General features: G+C 65.9%; 14 protein-coding genes and 1 tRNA gene. 4 read left to right on the forward strand and 11 right to left on the reverse strand.

Annotated features, from left to right (window positions below; translation table 11 throughout):
- Window positions 1-168: 168 nt before the first annotated feature.
- The 6 genes from K307_RS41040 to K307_RS41065 all read right to left on the reverse strand — a co-directional run bounded on the left by K307_RS41040 (window position 169) and on the right by K307_RS41065 (window position 7,240).
- Window positions 169-247: transfer RNA gene (locus K307_RS41040), tRNA-Ile, on the reverse strand.
- Window positions 248-257: 10 nt separating this feature from the next.
- Entirely contained in the window at window positions 258-2,531 is a 2,274-nt protein-coding gene (rpoD, locus tag K307_RS41045) for an RNA polymerase sigma factor RpoD (protein ID WP_042888081.1), read from the reverse strand.
- A gap of 495 nt (window positions 2,532-3,026) precedes the next feature.
- The gene (dnaG, locus tag K307_RS41050; RefSeq protein ID WP_042886738.1) at window positions 3,027-4,841 is read right to left on the reverse strand and encodes a DNA primase; all 1,815 of its coding nucleotides are present in this window, start codon (window positions 4,839-4,841) and stop codon (window positions 3,027-3,029) included.
- A gap of 202 nt (window positions 4,842-5,043) precedes the next feature.
- Window positions 5,044-5,493, reverse strand: a complete 450-nt coding sequence (locus K307_RS41055; protein WP_042886739.1) for a GatB/YqeY domain-containing protein — start codon at window positions 5,491-5,493, stop codon at window positions 5,044-5,046.
- A gap of 128 nt (window positions 5,494-5,621) precedes the next feature.
- Window positions 5,622-5,834 carry a 30S ribosomal protein S21 gene (gene rpsU / locus K307_RS41060; RefSeq protein WP_042886740.1) on the reverse strand — a complete coding sequence of 71 codons (213 nt, stop codon included), beginning with the start codon at window positions 5,832-5,834 and terminating at the stop codon, window positions 5,622-5,624.
- A gap of 146 nt (window positions 5,835-5,980) precedes the next feature.
- Entirely contained in the window at window positions 5,981-7,240 is a 1,260-nt protein-coding gene (locus tag K307_RS41065) for an NAD(P)/FAD-dependent oxidoreductase (RefSeq protein WP_042886741.1), read from the reverse strand.
- 157 nt (window positions 7,241-7,397) lie between these two features.
- On the opposite strand from K307_RS41065, the gene tsaD reads away from it, so the two are divergent.
- A complete protein-coding gene (gene tsaD / locus K307_RS41070) occupies window positions 7,398-8,432 on the forward strand; it encodes a tRNA (adenosine(37)-N6)-threonylcarbamoyltransferase complex transferase subunit TsaD (RefSeq protein ID WP_042886743.1) in 1,035 nt (344 codons plus the stop codon).
- Between the two features lie 143 nt (window positions 8,433-8,575).
- Here the strand turns inward: tsaD and folE2 are convergent, their stop codons facing one another.
- The 4 genes from folE2 to K307_RS41090 form a co-directional block, all read right to left on the reverse strand.
- Window positions 8,576-9,379, reverse strand: coding sequence for a GTP cyclohydrolase FolE2 (gene folE2 / locus K307_RS41075; protein WP_042886744.1), 804 nt, complete (start codon window positions 9,377-9,379; stop codon window positions 8,576-8,578).
- A 251-nt stretch (window positions 9,380-9,630) separates the two neighbouring features.
- A complete protein-coding gene (dxs, locus tag K307_RS41080) occupies window positions 9,631-11,547 on the reverse strand; it encodes a 1-deoxy-D-xylulose-5-phosphate synthase (protein ID WP_042888082.1) in 1,917 nt (638 codons plus the stop codon).
- 43 nt (window positions 11,548-11,590) lie between these two features.
- Window positions 11,591-12,475: a polyprenyl synthetase family protein gene (locus K307_RS41085; RefSeq protein ID WP_042886745.1), complete on the reverse strand. Its 885-nt coding sequence runs from the start codon at window positions 12,473-12,475 to the stop codon at window positions 11,591-11,593.
- Entirely contained in the window at window positions 12,472-12,786 is a 315-nt protein-coding gene (locus K307_RS41090) for an exodeoxyribonuclease VII small subunit (protein ID WP_042886746.1), read from the reverse strand. Before K307_RS41090 ends, K307_RS41085 begins: the two co-directional genes overlap by 4 nt.
- 390 nt (window positions 12,787-13,176) lie before the next feature.
- Between K307_RS41090 and K307_RS41095 the strand changes: the two genes are divergently transcribed.
- The 3 genes from K307_RS41095 (at window position 13,177) to K307_RS41105 (ending at window position 16,320) form a co-directional block, all read left to right on the forward strand.
- A complete protein-coding gene (locus K307_RS41095) occupies window positions 13,177-14,280 on the forward strand; it encodes an aromatic ring-hydroxylating oxygenase subunit alpha (protein ID WP_042886747.1) in 1,104 nt (367 codons plus the stop codon).
- A gap of 209 nt (window positions 14,281-14,489) precedes the next feature.
- Window positions 14,490-15,413: a DMT family transporter gene (locus tag K307_RS41100; protein WP_042886748.1), complete on the forward strand. Its 924-nt coding sequence runs from the start codon at window positions 14,490-14,492 to the stop codon at window positions 15,411-15,413.
- A 49-nt stretch (window positions 15,414-15,462) separates the two neighbouring features.
- Window positions 15,463-16,320, forward strand: coding sequence for a sulfurtransferase (locus K307_RS41105; protein ID WP_042886749.1), 858 nt, complete (start codon window positions 15,463-15,465; stop codon window positions 16,318-16,320).
- Between the two features lie 2 nt (window positions 16,321-16,322).
- Here the strand turns inward: K307_RS41105 and K307_RS41110 are convergent, their stop codons facing one another.
- Complete coding sequence (locus tag K307_RS41110; protein WP_230626347.1) at window positions 16,323-17,135, reverse strand: ZIP family metal transporter; 813 nt, start codon at window positions 17,133-17,135, stop codon at window positions 16,323-16,325.
- Window positions 17,136-17,137: the final 2 nt, after the last annotated feature.

Here is a 17,137-nt window from a genome sequence, read left to right on the forward strand (position 1 = left end):
TTGCTCGCTGGCAGCCGCCGGGTTCCGGGCTGGAACTGTTCTACAAGGTGGGCAGACGTGAAGACGTTCAAGGCATTCAATGACGCCGAACACTGACAACGCCGACATCTGCGCAGCTTATTAAAAAAGGGGTTACGGCGTTCACCGTAACCCCTTTTTCAATTGCATTGGTGGGCCTCCCGTGAGTCGAACACGGCACCAACGGATTATGAGTCCGCTGCTCTAACCAGGCATGAGCTAGAGGCCCTTGGAAGCGTTTAGTTGCCTTCCAGGAAACTCTTAAGCTTGTCCGAGCGGCTCGGGTGGCGCAGCTTGCGCAGCGCCTTGGCCTCGATCTGGCGGATCCGTTCACGCGTGACGTCGAACTGCTTGCCGACCTCTTCCAGCGTATGGTCGGTACTCATTTCGATGCCGAAGCGCATGCGCAGCACCTTGGCTTCGCGCGGCGTCAGCGAGTCCAGTACGTCCTTGACGACGTCGCGCATGGAGCCGTGCAGCGCCGCTTCGGCCGGGGCCAGCGTGTTGGTGTCCTCGATGAAGTCGCCCAGATGGGAGTCGTCGTCGTCACCGATCGGCGTTTCCATGGAGATCGGTTCCTTGGCGATCTTCATGATCTTGCGGATCTTGTCTTCCGGCATCTCCATCTTCTCGGCCAGCGTTGCCGGATCCGGCTCATTGCCGGTTTCCTGCAGGATCTGGCGCGAGATGCGGTTCATCTTGTTGATCGTCTCGATCATGTGCACCGGGATACGGATGGTGCGCGCCTGGTCGGCGATCGAGCGCGTGATGGCCTGGCGGATCCACCACGTGGCGTACGTCGAGAACTTGTAGCCGCGGCGGTATTCGAACTTGTCCACCGCCTTCATCAGGCCGATATTGCCTTCCTGGATCAGGTCGAGGAACTGCAGGCCGCGGTTGGTGTACTTCTTGGCGATCGAGATCACCAGGCGCAGGTTGGCCTCGGTCATCTCGCGCTTGGCTTCGCGGGCACGACGCTCGCCCTCGGCCATCTTGCGGTTGACGCCCTTCAGTTCCTTCAGCGGCAGCACTACGCGCGACTGCAGGTCGATCAGCTTCTGCTGCAGTTCATGCACGGCCGGCACGTTGCGCTCGACAATGCCGCTGTAGCCCTTGCCGTCGGCCACCACGGTGTTGATCCACTCGAGGTTGGTCTCGTTGCCCGGGAAGCGGGCGACGAATTCCGAGCGCGGCATGCCGCACTTGTCGACCACGATATTCAGGATCGAGCGCTCGAGCTTGCGCACTTCGTCCACCTGGCCGCGCAGTGTGTCGCACAGGCGCTCGACATTGCGGGCGGTGAAGCGGATGCCCATCAGTTCGGCCTGGATCGCTTCCTGCGCCTTGACGTAGGGCTTGGAGTTGTAGCCTTCCTTCTCGAACGCGCGGCGCATCTTGTCGAACTGCTCGGCGATCACGCGGAATTTCTCCAGCGCGTTCTGCTTCAGTTCTTCGAGCTGACGCGCGGAGGCACCGGCGCCGGCGCCGCCTTCGTCGTCATCGTCCTCGTCGCCTTCCTCTTCGTCGTCGGACTCGATATCCTCATCGTCGGCCGCTGCAGCCGGGGCTGCGGGCGCTTCAGGGGCTTCATCGGCGTTCGGGTCGATCAGGCCGTCGACGAATTCGTCGATCTTGATCTCGTCGCTGGCGACGCGCTCGGCGTGGGCGAGGATCTCGGAGATGGTGACCGGGCAAGCCGAAATCGCCATCACCATGTCCTTCAGGCCGGCCTCGATGCGCTTGGCGATCTCGATTTCGCCTTCGCGCGTGAGCAGCTCGACCGTGCCCATTTCCCGCATGTACATGCGCACCGGGTCGGTGGTGCGGCCGAACTCGGAGTCCACCGTGGACAGGGCCGCTTCGGCCTCTTCCTCGGCTTCTTCCTCGCTGGTGGCCGACGGGGCGTTGTCGTTGAGCAGCAGCGTCTCGGCATCCGGCGCCTGTTCGTAGACAGCGATACCGATGTCGTTCAGCGTGGCGACCAGCGTGTCGATCGTTTCCGAATCGACCATGTCGTCCGGCAGGTGATCGTTGATTTCCGCGTAGGTCAGGTAGCCGCGCGACTTGCCCAGCTTGATCAGCGCCTTGAGCTTCTGGCGGCGCAGTTCAAGCTCTTCCTCGGTGCCCTGCTGGGTCGAAGCGAATTCCTTGAGCAGGGCCTTTTCCTTGGCCTTGCGGTCCTTGGCCTTCTGCTTTTCGGTCTTCGGTGCCGCGGTGGGGGTCGCCGCCGGCGTATCGTTCTCGTAAAACTCTTCAGTCACGTCGTCTGTTGTGCTGTCGTCGTGCTGCATCTCGGCCTTGGGCTTGCGGCCACGCTTTTTCGGCTCCGGCTTGATTGCCGGCGCAGCGGGACGCTCGGATGCAACGGATGCAGGTGTCGCGGCGCGCGCCTTGGACGCCGTCGCGGTGGTGTCCGCCTTGGCGGTTCCGCTCTTGGCGCCGGCTGCTGCCGCTCGCTTGCTCTCGACTTCGGTATTCTGCTGTTTCGCCACGGTGATACTCTTGCCTTTCACTGGTGCAGATGCGGCGACCTTGCCGCTCGTACTGGCGCTCTTGCCGGTCTCGCGTGCCGAAGTCGAGGCCTGTGTTTCCTTGGATGTGCGAGTCCTGGTGTGAGTCGTCTCGGCGGGCGTCTTTGCAACGCTACGCGCGGACTTTGATGGCGCAGACCGGGCTGGTGTCTTGACTGACGCGGTCGATGTCTTCGCCGCCGTTGTTTTCACAGACGCCTTGCCGCCCCCTGATTGGGGAGCTTTCGAGGTAACCGTTTCGGTTGCTTTGGCCTTTGCCATTGGCACGCTCACTTTCACCAGAACTGGGAAGAAAGATTTCGCAATCCAAACCGGCTATTGTAGCACGCCACAGATAGCCAGCTTCCGGTCAGGTGAGGTTTTCACCTGAAAAATCAAGGCTTAAGCTCGGCGGTGCCGGCCCAAGCCCCTCAATCAACGCTTACTGCCGCCTCCTGGTTGATAGCCAGTGTGATAGCCAGTGCGCCCAGCGGCGCCTCAGCCAAGTTGGCGCCGCCGGTGGATTTCACTCACCAGCCAGCGCATGCGCTGCTTGGCCGCTTCATCGGCCGTGCCGGCCACCACTTCCGCCTGCAGGCCGTCGAGTTCGCGCCGTAGCGGCTCGGCCAGCAGCTTGGTGATGGCCGCGTCGAATTCATGGGTCGCTGGTTCTTCTTCGATCTCTTCCCGCAACACCGAGGTGCGCGCCCCGGCATACATCTCAGCGTAGGGCGACTGTGCCAGATGTTCGCTGAAGGCCGCAAAGTTGACCTCACCCTGGATCCCGTCACACGCCGACACCAGGTGAGCCAGCACTTCGCTTTCACCGCCGCTCTCGCCATCGAGCAGCAGCGCGCGCGCATCCTCGTCGAGCCGGGCCGACAGCGCCGGATAGCACATCAGCAGCTGGATCACTCGCTGCTCGAGGCCGGTCGGGGCCTGGCGCCGCGCGCGCGGGCGCGGTTTTTCAAAGCGGCCGACCCGGGCCGGGTCGCTACGCAGGCCGCAGATCGCCTCGATCTCCGCGGGTGTCGTACCCGTGGCATCGGCAAGTTCGCGCACAATCTGTAGCCGCAGGCCGCCGGAGGGCATCGCCTGCAGCAGCGGCTTGGCGTCGTATTGGGCACGAGCGCGGCCTTCGGGCTGGCGCATGTCGAGCTCTTCCGTCACCGATTGCAGCAAGAATCGCGAAAGCGGCATGGCATTGCGCACCTGGGTGGCAAAGGCCTCGGTGCCCTCTTCGCGTACATAGCTGTCCGGGTCGTGCTCGGCCGGCAGGAACAGGAAGCGGATGGTCTTGTTGTCCGCTACATGCGGCAGGCAGGCTTCCAGCGCGCGCCGCGCGGCGCGGCGCCCGGCCGCGTCACCGTCGAACGAGAACACCACCGCGTCGGTCTGGCGCAGCAGCTTCTGCACGTGCACAGGAGTGCACGCCGTGCCGAGGGTGGCAACGGCATTGGCAAAACCGAGCTGGGCCAGCGCCACGACGTCCATATACCCTTCGACCACCAGCACGTAGCCGGTTTCCCGAATGGCATGACGAGCCTCGAACAGCCCGTACAGTTCCGTGCCCTTGCTGAACAGCGGGGTCTCGGGCGAGTTCAGGTACTTGGGTTCGCCCTGCCCCATCACGCGGCCACCGAAGCCGATCACGGCCCCCTTGGTGTTGCGGATGGGGAACATGATGCGGTCGCGGAAGCGGTCATAACGGCGTGGCTTGCCGTCCGCATCGCGCTTGTCGCTCTCGATAAGCAGGCCGGCCTCGACCAGCGGGCCGGCGATATTGTCGTCACGATAGCTGCCGAACACGGCCTCCAGGCCCTGCCAGTCGTCCGCGGCATAGCCGAGGCCGAAGTTCGCGGCGATCTCGCCGGTCAGCCCGCGCCCCTTCAGGTACTGGATCGCCTGCGGGGCGGTCCGAAGCTGGCGGCGGTAAAAGTCGGTCGCGCGGCTCATGGCATCGGACAGCGCCACCGAACGGGCCTGCTGTTCGGCGCGCTGGCCCGGCGGCAGCCGGTCGCGCTCTTCCGGCACGGACATGCCGACCGACTGGGCCAGTTCGCGCACCGCCTCCGGATAAGACTGGCCCGAGTACTCCATCAGGAAGCCGATGGCCGAGCCGTGGGCGCCGCAGCCGAAGCAGTGGTAGAACTGCTTGGTCGGCGACACCGTAAATGACGGGGACTTCTCGTTATGGAAGGGGCACAGCCCCATGAAATTGGCGCCGCCCTTCTTCAGCTGTACGTACTTTCCCACCACATCGACAATGTCGACACGGTTGAGCAGGTCCTGAATAAAGGATTGCGGAATCACCCGACTGACCGTCCTGAGGCATGGCCGTCCCGCGGCGGGCGGCGTTTTTCTAGGAATGCGTGACCGGTGCGCGCCCGGTTGCTATCGGATTATTGTAGTGCAGCGACGATAAGGCCGCCCGGACTTGTTTTCAACTCCGTGCATCTGCGCCGAATCTCGCCGATCCGACACTCATCGCGCTTACAACCGATTAAATCAGCATTTACTTCGGAGCCAGCGCGGCCTTGACCAGGGCCGACACGGCGGTCATGTCGGCGCGCCCGGCCAGCTTGCCCTTGAGGACGCCCATGACCTTGCCCATGTCCTGCGGACCGGCGGCACCGGTGGCGGCCACGGCCTGCTGCACCTCGGCGGCGACTTCCTCATCCGACAGCGCCGCGGGCATGTAGACCTTGAGCACTTCGACCTCTGCCAGTTCCTTGTCGGCCAGGTCGTTGCGGCCCGCCTGCTGGAATTGCGAGATCGAGTCCTTGCGCTGCTTGATCAGTTTTTCGACCACGGCCAGCACGGCGGTATCGTCCAGTTCGACGCGCTCATCGACCTCGCGTTGCTTGATGGCGGCCAGCAGCAGGCGGATGGTGCCGAGGCGATCCGTTTCGCGGGCGCGCATGGCGGTCTTCATGTCTTCGCTAATACGGGCTTTGAGGGACATCGTGATCTTCCAGAAAGTGGGTGGACACTCACAGGTTGCGGCGGTGGCCGCGCACTGCAAGGCCCAGAACGCAAAAACCCGCCGAAGCGTACGCCACAGCGGGTCGGATGCAGGCGGAAAGAGGCTGGTCAATAGAGCTTCTTCGGCAGCATCTGGCTGCGGATGCGCTTGTAGTGGCGCTTTTCGGCGGCAGCCTTCTTGCGCTTGCGCGCGGCGGTGGGCTTTTCGTAAAACTCGCGGGACCGAAGTTCGGGAATCAGCCCGTTTTTCTCGATGGTGCGCTTGAAACGGCGCATGGCGACTTCAAAAGGCTCGCTTTCCTTGAGACGGATCGTGGTCATTTGGCCAGAAAATAAGGGAATTTTCGGGATAACGGCTTTACGAAGCATTGGATTGTAGCACCAACGATCTGCCACGGAAGTGGCGCACAACGGACACTGACCCCGTGCCGTTTGCGCCGCGTTTCCACCAGACGGCCCACGGCTGCTTAGGCCACCGATTGCCCCGCGGCCGACGTCCGTGCCGCCTCGGCAACCGCCTCCCCGGCCGCTACCGCGGACGCCCACGCCCACTGGAAGTTGTAGCCGCCCAGCCACCCGGTCACGTCGACTACCTCGCCGATGAAATACAGCCCCGGCACGTCGCGGGCCATCATCGTGGTCGAGGACAAGGCGCGCGTATCCACGCCCCCGATCGTCACCTCGGCCTTGCGATACCCCTCGGTGCCGGACGGCACGATGCGCCAGTCATTGAGCGTGGCGCCGAGCTTGCGCAGCGCCTTGTCCGTAATATCGTGCAGCGGCAGCGTGGCATCCACGCCCGACGCTGCGCACCAGGCATCGGCCAGCCGCGCCGGCAGCCGTTGCGCCAGCAGGTTGCCCAGGTGCTTGCGGCTGCCGCCCTTCTGCTCCAGCAGCCAGGCGGCGGCGTCCTCGCCGTCGAACAGGTCGATGGCGATCGGCGTGCCGGGGCGCCAGTAGCTGGAGATCTGCAGCACGGCCGGGCCGGACAGGCCCCGGTGCGTCCACAGCAGATCCTCGCGGAAGGCGCCGGCCGTCGTGCCGCTGCCGGTGGCGACATCGACTTCAAGCGAGACCCCGGCCAGCGGCGCGAACGGCGCCCAGTCCTTGCCGTCGAAGGTCAGCGGAACCAGAGCGGGCCGCGTTTCGACGATGCCCAGGCCGAATTGCCGGGCAATGCGGTAGCCGAAGTCGGTGGCACCGATCTTGGGGATCGACAGCCCGCCGGTGGCCACCACCACGGCCCCGGCGCGCACTGTGCCAGTCGAGGTCAGCAGCAGGAAGTCGTCGCCCTCGCGCCGGATCTCGGCCACGGTGCAGCCGGTCTGCCAGCGCACATGGCCGGTGTCGCATTCCGCACGCAGCATGGCGATCACGTCTTCGGCGCTGTCGTTGCAGAACAGCTGTCCGCGGTGCTTCTCATGCCAGGCGATGCCGTACCGGCGCATCAGGTCGAGGAAATCCTGCGGCGTGTAGCGCGCCAGCGCCGAGCGGCAGAAGTGCGGATTGGACGACAGGTAATTGGCGGGGCCGGCCTGCACGTTGGTGAAATTACAGCGCCCGCCGCCGGAGATGCGAATCTTCTCGGCGAGCTTGGTGGCATGGTCGATCAGCACCACGCGCGCGCCGCCCTGGCCGGCCACGGCGGCGCACATCATGCCGGCCGCGCCCGCGCCCAGCACGGCCACGTCATACCGGCCCGTCCGGGTCGTTGCCACCCCGCTCATTGCCCGCCTCGAAAATCCATTGTGTTGCCACCGCCAGAGAAAGGGCAGATTGTAGCGAAAAGCACGCGGCGCGCCGCTGTGCTACCCTGCGCGCTTCCTGCAACCTGTTGTTTCCACAGCCGTTTCCTTGACCGGGACGGCCGTATGCTCCTCACCCATGCTTGTCCTCGGCATCGAATCTTCCTGCGACGAAACCGGGCTGGCCCTCTACGACACCGAGGCCGGCCTGCTCTCGCATGCGCTGCACTCGCAGATCGCCATGCACCGCGACTATGGCGGCGTGGTCCCCGAACTGGCCTCGCGCGACCATATCCGGCGCGTGCTGCCGCTGCTGGAGCAGGTGCTGGCCGAGGCTGGCCGCACGCGCAAGGACATCGACGCCATCGCCTTCACCCAGGGCCCGGGACTGGCCGGCGCGCTGCTGGTTGGCGCCTCGGTGGCCAATGCGCTGGGCTTTGCGCTGAACGTGCCGATGGTCGGCGTGCACCATCTGGAAGGCCACCTGCTGTCGCCGCTGCTGACGCGCGAACCGCCGCCCTTCCCGTTCGTGGCGCTGCTGGTGTCCGGCGGGCATACGCAGTTGATGGAAGTGCGCGGCATCGGCGACTACACCTTGCTGGGCGAGACGCTGGACGACGCCGCGGGCGAGGCCTTCGACAAGACTGCCAAGCTGCTCGGCCTGGGCTATCCCGGCGGCCCGGAAGTGTCGCGGCTGGCCGAGTTCGGCACGCCCGGTGCGTTCGCCCTGCCGCGGCCGATGCTCCATTCAGGCAACCTGGATTTCTCGTTCGCGGGGTTGAAGACCGCGGTGCTGACGCAGACGCGCAAGCTCTCCAATACCTGCGAGCAGGATCGGGCCAACCTGGCGCGTGCCTTTGTCGATGCGATTGTCGACGTGCTCGCCGCCAAGTCGATGGCGGCGCTCAAGCAGACCGGGCACAAGCGGCTGGTGGTGGCCGGCGGCGTGGGTGCCAACCGGCAGTTGCGCGAGCGCTTGGACCAACTCGGCAAGCAGCGCAGGATCGAGGTGTATTACCCGGATTTGGCCTTCTGCACGGATAACGGCGCGATGATTGCGTTTGCCGGGGCGATGCGGTTGCAGGCAGCACCGGAGCTGGCGCGGCATGAGTATGGCTATGGGGTGACGCCGCGGTGGGATCTGGCGGATATCCGGTTGCCGTCGGCGGCCTGACCGTTGGCATACCCAAGCGTGTCGAATGAGCGCTTGGGTGCTCCCTCTCCCGCGTGCGGGAGAGGGAGCAAAGTACGCTGAGGCTCACGATAAAGGAAAAGCCACCGCATGCGGTGGCTTTTTCCATAGCAGCGACAACGGGATCAGTTCACCCGCTTATCCCGCTCGATCACCGCATACGCGCTGTGGTTGTGGATCGACTCGAAGTTCTCTGCCTCCAGCACATAGGCGACGATGCGGTCGTCCGCGTTCAGCCGCATCGCGATATCGCGCACCAGGTCCTCGACGAACTTGGGGTTCTCGTAAGCACGCTCGGTCACGAACTTCTCGTCCGGGCGCTTGAGCAAACCCCACAGCTCGCACGAAGCCTCTTCCTCGGCCATGCGCACCAGCGCTTCCACCGGCAGATCATCGGCCAGCTCCACGTTCATGGTGATATGCGAGCGCTGGTTGTGCGCGCCGTATTGCGAGATCTTCTTCGAGCACGGGCACAGGCTGGTCACCGGCACCAGCGCCTTCAGGAACACGCGCGTGACGCCGTTGCGCACTTCGCCGGTCAGCGTGACCTCGTAGTCCAGCAGCGACTGCACGCCCGACACCGGCGCGATCTTGCTGATGAAGTACGGGAAGGTGACCTCGATGCGGCCGGCCTCGGCTTCGAGCTTTTCCAGCATCTTGTCGAGCAGCAGGCGGAAGCTGGCCAGCTCCAGCGGTTCGCGCTCTTCTTCCAGCAGCGCGACGAAGCGCGACATATGCGTGCCCTTCTGGTCCGCCGGCAGGTGCACGTCGAGGTTGAAGGTGCCCACGGTCGGCACCACGCCGGTCGGGGTCTTCAGGGTCACGGGATATCGCACGCCCTTGACACCGACGCGCTGGATGGGGATCTGGCGGGTGTCGAGGCTCGACTGGACGTCGGGCATCACGAAGGCGGGATTGATGTCATTCATCTACGGTTTCCTCCAGGGCTGCGCCACAGGGGGGCGGCACAGTTCCTTACGGTCGCGGCATTTTCGCAGTCCATCCATGCCGCGCAACGAGTGTGAAACCACGGGCCCCGGCATATGGCACGCCGACCCGCAGCTGCGAACACAAAAAGGGGGAGTTTAAGGGAATTCGGACGCACTCGTGGTGCGGCGCCCAGAATCCCCTTGCGGAGCAGGTGATCACCGGCGCACCGGCGTCACCTGCAAGCGGTGGGTCACGCCACGCGCGAAGCGACCGTGACCTTGGGCTGGTCCAGGCCGAAGCGCTCGCGCACAGAACGCTCGATGCCAGCGGCGTCCAGCCCGCATTGCTGCAGCAGGTAGGCCGGGTCGCCGTGGTCGACGAAGCGGTCGGGCAGGCCCAGTACCAGCACCGGCGTGTCGATGCCGGCTTCGGCCAGCGCTTCGAGCACCGCGCTGCCGGCGCCGCCCATCACGCTGCTCTCTTCCACCGTCACCAGGAAGTCGTTCTCGGCGGCCAGGCGCTTGACCAGTTCCACGTCGAGCGGCTTGACGAAGCGCATGTCGGCCACGGTGGCGTCCAGCGCCTCGGCCGCACCCATGGCCGGATGCAGCATCGAGCCGAACGCCAGGAAGCCGACGCGATGACCCGCGCGCGCTGCGCCTTCGCGGCGCACCACGCCCTTGCCGACCGGCACGCCGGTCAGTTCGGCGGCAATGGCCGTGCCCGGGCCGGAGCCGCGCGGATAGCGCACGGCGGTGGGGCAATTCTGGTGGAACGCCGTGGTGAGCAACTGCCGGCATTCGTTCTCGTCGGATGGCGCCATCACCATCATGTTGGGGATGCAGCGCAGGTAGGCGATATCGTAGGCACCGGCGTGCGTGGCGCCGTCCGCGCCAACCAGCCCGGCGCGGTCGAGCGCGAACACCACCGGCAGGTTCTGCAGCGCCACGTCGTGGATCAGCTGGTCATAACCGCGCTGCAGGAAGGTCGAGTAGATTGCCACCACCGGCTTCAGGCCTTCGCAGGCCAGGCCGCCGGCAAAGGTCACCGCGTGCTGCTCGGCGATGCCGACGTCGTAGTAGCGGTCCGGATAGCGCTTCTCGAACTCGACCATGCCCGAGCCCTCGCGCATCGCCGGGGTAATGCCGACCAGGCGCTTGTCGGCGGCGGCCATGTCGCACAGCCATTCGCCGAACACCTGCGTGTAGGTCTTGCGCGCCGGCTTGGCTGCCGGGCGGATGCCCTCGGCCGGGTTGAACTTGCCCGGGCCGTGGTACAGGATCGGGTCGGCCTCGGCCAGCTTGTAGCCCTGGCCCTTCTTGGTGACCACATGCAGGAACTGCGGGCCGGCACCCTCCAGCGCGCGCTGGCGGATGTTCTGCAGCGTCGGCACCAGCGAATTCAGGTCATGGCCGTCGATCGGGCCGATGTAGTTGAAGCCGAATTCCTCGAACAGCGTCGCCGGCACCATCATGCCCTTGGCATGTTCCTCGAAGCGCTTGGCGAACTCCAGCACCGGCGGCGCCACCGACAGCACCTTCTCGATGCCCTTCTTGGTGGCGGCATAGAACTGGCCGCTCAGGAGCCGTGCCAGGTGGCGGTTGAGCGCGCCCACCGGCGGCGAGATCGACATGTCGTTGTCGTTGAGCACCACCACCAGCGGCAGGTCCTTGTAGACGCCGGCGTTGTTCAGGGCCTCGAAGGCCATGCCCGCGGTCATGGCGCCGTCGCCGATCACCGCCACCGAGACGCGCTGCTCGCCCAGCGTGCGCGCGCCCAGCGCCATGCCCAGCGCGGCCGAGATCGAGGTCGACGAGTGCGCGGTGCCGAAGGTGTCGTACTGGCTCTCGCTGCGGCGCGGGAAGCCCGAGATGCCGCCCCACTGGCGCAGCGTGCCCATGCGCTCGCGGCGCCCGGTCAGGATCTTGTGCGGATAGCTCTGGTGGCCCACATCCCACACCAGCCTGTCGTCCGGGGTGTTGAAGACGTAGTGCAACGCGATGGTCAGCTCGACCGTGCCGAGGTTAGACGACAGGTGGCCGCCGGTCTGGGAAACCGACTCCAGCACATAGGCGCGCAATTCCTCCGCCAGGGTCTGGAGCTCGCGCCGGTCGAGCTTGCGCAGGTCTGCGGGGGCGTCAATCTTCTTGAGGAGTGCGTAGGTCATGATGTCCGTTCGGCCGCCGGTTTCTTGCGTCCGGCTCGTCATTTCAGTGTGTGCGCAGCACGATCAGGTCCGCCAGGTCCGCCAGGCGGGCCGCGCGTCCCCCAAAGCCAGCCAGCGCCTGGTGGGCGTCGGCGCGCAATGCCCCGGCCAGTTCGCGTGCCGCTGCCAGCCCCATCAGCGACACGTAGGTCGGCTTGTCGTGGGCGGCGTCCTTGCCGGCGGTCTTGCCCAGCGTGGCCGTATCCGCGGTGACGTCCAGAATATCGTCAACCACCTGGAACGCCAATCCCACCGCCGCCGCGTACCGGTCCAGCGCGGCCAATCCCTGCGCGTCGATTTCACCACACAGTGCGCCCATGCGCACGCTCGCGCGCAACAGCGCGCCGGTCTTCATGCGGTGCATCGCCTCGAGCGCGTCGCGCGTCATCGCGCGGCCCACGTTCTGCAGGTCGATCGCCTGGCCCCCGGCCATGCCGGTCGAGCCCGACGCCAGCGCCAGCTCGGCCACCAGCTTCAGCCGCGCCGCGGGCGCCACGGCCACGGCGCCGGCCAGCACGATAAAGGCCTGGGTCTGCAGCGCGTCGCCCACCAGCAGCGCAGTGGCCTCGTCATAGGCCTTGTGCACGGTGGGCCGGCCGCGGCGCAGGTCGTCGTCGTCCATGCAGGGCATGTCGTCGTGCACCAGCGAGTAGGCGTGGATCATCTCCACCGCACACGCCGCCGCATCGCAGGCGGCGGGATCGGCCCCGCTCACCTCGCCGGCGGCATGCACCAGCAGCGGCCGCACGCGCTTGCCGCCGCTCAGTGCAGCATAGCGCATCGCCTCGTGCAGCGTATGCGGCACGGTGTTGGCATCGGGCAACGCTTCCTGCAGCGCGGCTTCGGTCCGGGCGCCCTGCGCCTGCATCCATTGGGCGAAGTCGGTCATTCGTCGTCCGCCCCCAGCGCGCCGCCATTGCCACCGTTTGCACCACTACCTTCGCCGGCCAGCGGCTTGAGCACGTCGCCCTCCAGCACCTTGACCTGCTGCTCCACGCGCTCCAGCTTTTGCTGGCAATAGCGCACCAGCTCGGCGCCTCGGCGGTAGGCCGCCAGCGATGCCTCGAGCGGCAGTTCGCCGCTCTCCATGCTGGCCACCAAGGTCTCGAGCTCGGCCATTGCCGCTTCGTAGGAAGCGGGCGGGGCCGAGGCCGCGGTGGTGTCGTCGGTCTGGACCGGAGCGGTCATCGTTTTTGGCATGTCTGGCCCTGGAAATATGGAATCCGGTCGAATCATAAGGAAACCCGGATGGTGAAGCCCGGATTTTACGCCAAAGCGGGCCCTTGCCCCATCCTTGCGCATCCGCGGGGCAGCCTCCGATGAGTGCCTTTGGGGCATATGTGACTTGTGCGCTCGGGTCGTCTTTCCGAATGCGCCCGGTACGGCACCCCGATGACGACCCGGGTCGACTTTTTCGCTAAAAAGGCAAAAAAATCAGTCCCTTAACTTTTTGGGTCGGGTACAATCTCCCCCTCGCCGCCAGGGGGCTACCGGACGTTGCTGACCTGGCGGAAGTCTTTCCCAAATCGATTCAATTTTCGATGGTTGGGTTGTTCACTGCTTTCACCTGTTCATCTGGGAGTGGGGATAATGTCCAATCTCAGCACCGCGCTCAATCTGGCGCCGGCTGATACGCAACTGCCCGTCGGCGTCTATTTCGACGAAGCGCTGCATCAACAAGAACTCGAACTGCTGTTCAGGAATGGCCCGGGCTACGTCGGCCACGAGCTGATGGTTCCCGAAGTCGGTGACTACCACACGCTCAAGGCCGAGGACGAAGGCCGCATGCTGGTACGCAATGCCGCCAGTGTCGAACTGATGTCCAATGTCTGCCGCCACCGCCAGGCCATCATGCTCAATGGCCGCGGCAATGCGCAGAACATCGTCTGCCCCCTGCACCGCTGGACCTACGACCTCAAGGGCGACCTGCTCGGCGCGCCGCATTTCGACCAGCAACCCTGCCTGCACCTGAAGCGCTCGCCGCTGCAGAACTGGAACGGCCTGCTGTTCGACGGCAAGCGCGACGTGCGCGCCGACCTGGCCAGGCTGGGCGTGGCAAAGGACCTGAACTTCGACGGCTATATGCTGGACCACGTCGAGGTGCACGAGTGCGACTACAACTGGAAGACCTTTATCGAGGTCTACCTCGAGGACTACCACGTCGTGCCGTTCCATCCGGGGCTGGGCAGCTTCGTGTCGTGCGATGACCTGAAGTGGGAGTTCGGCGAGTGGCACAGCGTGCAGACGGTGGGCCTGCATGCCGGCCTGAAGCGGCCCGGCAGCCCGACGTACCAGAAATGGCACGACGAGGTGCTGCGCTTCAATAACGGCGTACTGCCCAGGCACGGCGCGATCTGGCTGACCTACTACCCCAACATCATGGTGGAGTGGTACCCGAACGTGCTGGTGATCTCGACGCTGCACCCGATCGGCCCGCGCAAGACGCGCAATGTCGTCGAGTTCTACTACCCCGAGGAAATCGCGCTGTTCGAGCGCGAATTCGTCGAGGCCGAGCGCGCCGCCTACATGGAAACCTGCGTCGAGGACGATGAGATCGCCGAGCGCATGGACGCCGGGCGGCTGGCGCTGCTCAAGCGGGGCACCAGCGAGGTCGGCCCGTACCAGTCGCCGATGGAAGATGGCATGCAGCACTTCCACGAGTGGTACCGCCGCGCCATGGCGTACGCGGGCTAGTGCGATAACCGCACGGCGCACGCAACGACGGACCGCGCCTGCGGTCCGTTTTGCATTGCGGGCCGATGTGCGCTGCTAGAATCATCGTCCGACGACGGCCAGCGCATGCTGCCGCACCAGTTCGTTCCGCGGCGCGGGGCCGCGATGAAGCCCCGCTCGCGCGCAGTACCTCTCTTCTTACGCACCTTTCGCTTCACCAAGCCCTCGCCATGCAATCGCTCTGGATGCTGCTCGCCGCCTTCGCCTTTTCGTTGATGGGGGTGGGCGTCAAGCTGGCATCCGACCTCTACACCACGGGCGAGATCGTCTTCTACCGCGGCCTGATCAGCGTCGTGATCATATGGGTGCTGCTGTCCTCGCGCGGCGTCTCGGTGCGCACGCCGCACATGCTGTCGCATATCAAGCGCAGCGTGTTCGGCGTGACCTCGCTGATGCTGTGGTTCACCTCGATCTCGCTGCTTCCGCTGGCCACAGCGATGACGCTGAACTACATGTCGCCGGTGTGGATGGCGCTGATCCTGGGCGCGAGCGCGACGCTGGCCGGCACCGGCGGCACCGCCGACCGGCGCCTGGTGGTGGCGATCCTGATGTCCTTCGCCGGCGTGATCTGCCTGCTGCAGCCCTCGGTCGGCAAGGACCAGCTCACCGGTGGCCTGGTCGGGCTGATCTCGGGCGTGTTCACCGCACTGGCCTATGTCGAGGTGCGCCAGCTCGGCCAGCTGGGCGAGCCCGAGGGCCGCATCGTGTTCTATTTCTCGCTGGTGGGCATGGTAGCCGGCCTGGTGTGGATGCTGCTGGGGGGCACCAGCACGCATACCTGGTACGGCGTGGGCCTGCTGCTGACCATCGGCATACTGGCCACGCTCGGCCAGACCGCGATGACGCGCGCCTACAAACGCGGCAACACGCTGCTGACGGCCAACCTGCAGTACGCTGGCATCGTGTTCTCCAGCGTGTGGGGCATGCTGATCTGGTCCGACAAGCTCAACTGGCTGTCGTGGCTGGGCATGGCGCTGATCGTCGCCAGTGGCATCGCCACCACGCTGATGCGCGCGCGTGAAGGCACCAGTGCCAAACCCACGCCCGCCACGCCAGTCAAGTCGGCCGAGGCGGAAGTGCATCCCGAGGTGTAGCATCCCTTTGATCCCACCCTGCCCGTCCATCGATCGCTACAGGATTCCCATGCAGAAACCGCTGATTTCCGTCACCGCGCTGCAATCGTTGCTGGCCGGCCCCGGCCGCTGCGTCATGATCGACTGCAGCTTTGACCTGGCCAACCCGGCCGCCGGCCGCGAGGCCTATCACGTCGGCCACCTGCCCGGCGCCTTCTACCTGCACCTGGACAACGAACTGTCCGGCCCCAAGACCGGCCGCAACGGGCGCCACCCGCTGCCCGACGCCGATGACTTCGTCGCGCGCCTGCAGGCGCTGGGCATCGACGACGATACCCCGGTGGTGGCCTACGATGCGCAGGGCGGCATGTACGCCGCGCGCCTGTGGTGGTTGCTGCGCTGGATCGGCCACGATGCCGTGGCCGTGCTCGATGGCGGCAAGGATGCCTGGGTCAAGGCCGGCCTGCCGCTGGAGCACGAGGCCACGCCGGAGCCGGAATTCCCCGGCAAGATCACGCGCCGCGAGTCGCTGGTGCCGACCGTCGATGCGGCCGCGCTGGTCGACAACCTGGGCCGCGCCGCGCTGCTGGTGGTGGATGCGCGCGCGCCCGACCGCTTCCGCGGCGAGAACGAGACGCTGGATCCGGTCGGCGGCCATATCCCCGGCGCCGTCAACCGATTCTTCAAGGACAACCTGCAGGCCGACGGCCGCTTCAAGCCGGCCGAGGCGCTGCGCGCGGAATTCGGCGCCGTGCTCGGCGAGCGTGCGCCGGCGCAGGCGGTGATGCAGTGCGGCTCAGGCGTCACGGCCTGCCACAACCTGCTGGCGCTGGAAGCGGCGGGCCTGGGCGGCGCGGCGCTCTACCCCGGTTCGTGGAGCGAATGGTGCAGCGACCCGGCGCGGCCGGTCGCCACCGGCGCCGCCTGAACCTAGTGGGATGTGGCCACGGGCGCGGCCTGGCCGTGCCCGTGGCTGTGCCGCTCGTGCACGCCGTTGGTGATGAAGACGATCGCCGAGATACCCGCGGCCACCAGCACCACCTGGATCGCCGACTCGCGCCAGCGCGGCTTGCGCTGCATTTGCGGCATCAGATCGCTGACGGCGATATAGACGAAGCTGCTGGCCGCGATCACCAGCACGTAAGGGATCCAGCCGCTCAGCTGGTCGAGCAGGAAATACCCGACCACGCCGCCGGCGATCGCCGCCAGGCTCGACAGCAGGTTGAAGGCGAAGGCGCGCGCCTTGGAGAAGCCGGCATTCAGCAGCACGATAAAGTCACCCACTTCCTGGGGGATTTCGTGCGCCGCGATTGCCAGCGCGGTAACCACGCCGATATGCGGGTCGGCCAGGAAGGCCGCCGCGATCACGATGCCGTCGGCAAAGTTGTGGAAGGTGTCGCCGACCAGGATGGTCAGGCCGCTGCGGCCTGCTTCCTCGCGGTCATGGCCGTGATGGTGGTGGTGCCCGTCGCCCTCGTGGTGGTGCGAGTGGCGCAGCAGCGAGATCTTTTCCAGCAGGAAGAAGCCCAGCAGCCCGGCCAACAGCGTGCCGAACAGCGCGCGCGGGTCGGCGCCGGACTCGAACGCCTCCGGCAGCGAATGCAGCAGCGCCGTGGCCAGCAGCACGCCTACCGAAAAGCTCACCATGCGCTCGACCACGCGGGACGCCACCGTCAGCGACAGCAGCGCCGCCCCGAAGATGCTGCCCACGCCCGAGATCGTGGCGGCAAGCAGGATGTACAAAA

The sequence above is a fragment of the Cupriavidus necator A5-1 genome (assembly GCF_000744095.1).
Taxonomy (GTDB): domain Bacteria; phylum Pseudomonadota; class Gammaproteobacteria; order Burkholderiales; family Burkholderiaceae; genus Cupriavidus; species Cupriavidus necator_A.

Coding starts and splice junctions, on each gene's coding strand:
- K307_RS41055 (WP_042886739.1), bottom strand. CDS start 5,493: ATGTCCCTCAAAGCCCGTATTAGCGAAGACATGAAGACCGCCATGCGC.
- rpsU (WP_042886740.1), bottom strand. CDS start 5,834: ATGACCACGATCCGTCTCAAGGAAAGCGAGCCTTTTGAAGTCGCCATG.
- K307_RS41065 (WP_042886741.1), bottom strand. CDS start 7,240: ATGAGCGGGGTGGCAACGACCCGGACGGGCCGGTATGACGTGGCCGTG.
- tsaD (WP_042886743.1), top strand. CDS start 7,398: ATGCTTGTCCTCGGCATCGAATCTTCCTGCGACGAAACCGGGCTGGCC.
- folE2 (WP_042886744.1), bottom strand. CDS start 9,379: ATGAATGACATCAATCCCGCCTTCGTGATGCCCGACGTCCAGTCGAGC.
- dxs (WP_042888082.1), bottom strand. CDS start 11,547: ATGACCTACGCACTCCTCAAGAAGATTGACGCCCCCGCAGACCTGCGC.
- K307_RS41085 (WP_042886745.1), bottom strand. CDS start 12,475: ATGACCGACTTCGCCCAATGGATGCAGGCGCAGGGCGCCCGGACCGAA.
- K307_RS41090 (WP_042886746.1), bottom strand. CDS start 12,786: ATGCCAAAAACGATGACCGCTCCGGTCCAGACCGACGACACCACCGCG.
- K307_RS41095 (WP_042886747.1), top strand. CDS start 13,177: ATGTCCAATCTCAGCACCGCGCTCAATCTGGCGCCGGCTGATACGCAA.
- K307_RS41100 (WP_042886748.1), top strand. CDS start 14,490: ATGCAATCGCTCTGGATGCTGCTCGCCGCCTTCGCCTTTTCGTTGATG.
- K307_RS41105 (WP_042886749.1), top strand. CDS start 15,463: ATGCAGAAACCGCTGATTTCCGTCACCGCGCTGCAATCGTTGCTGGCC.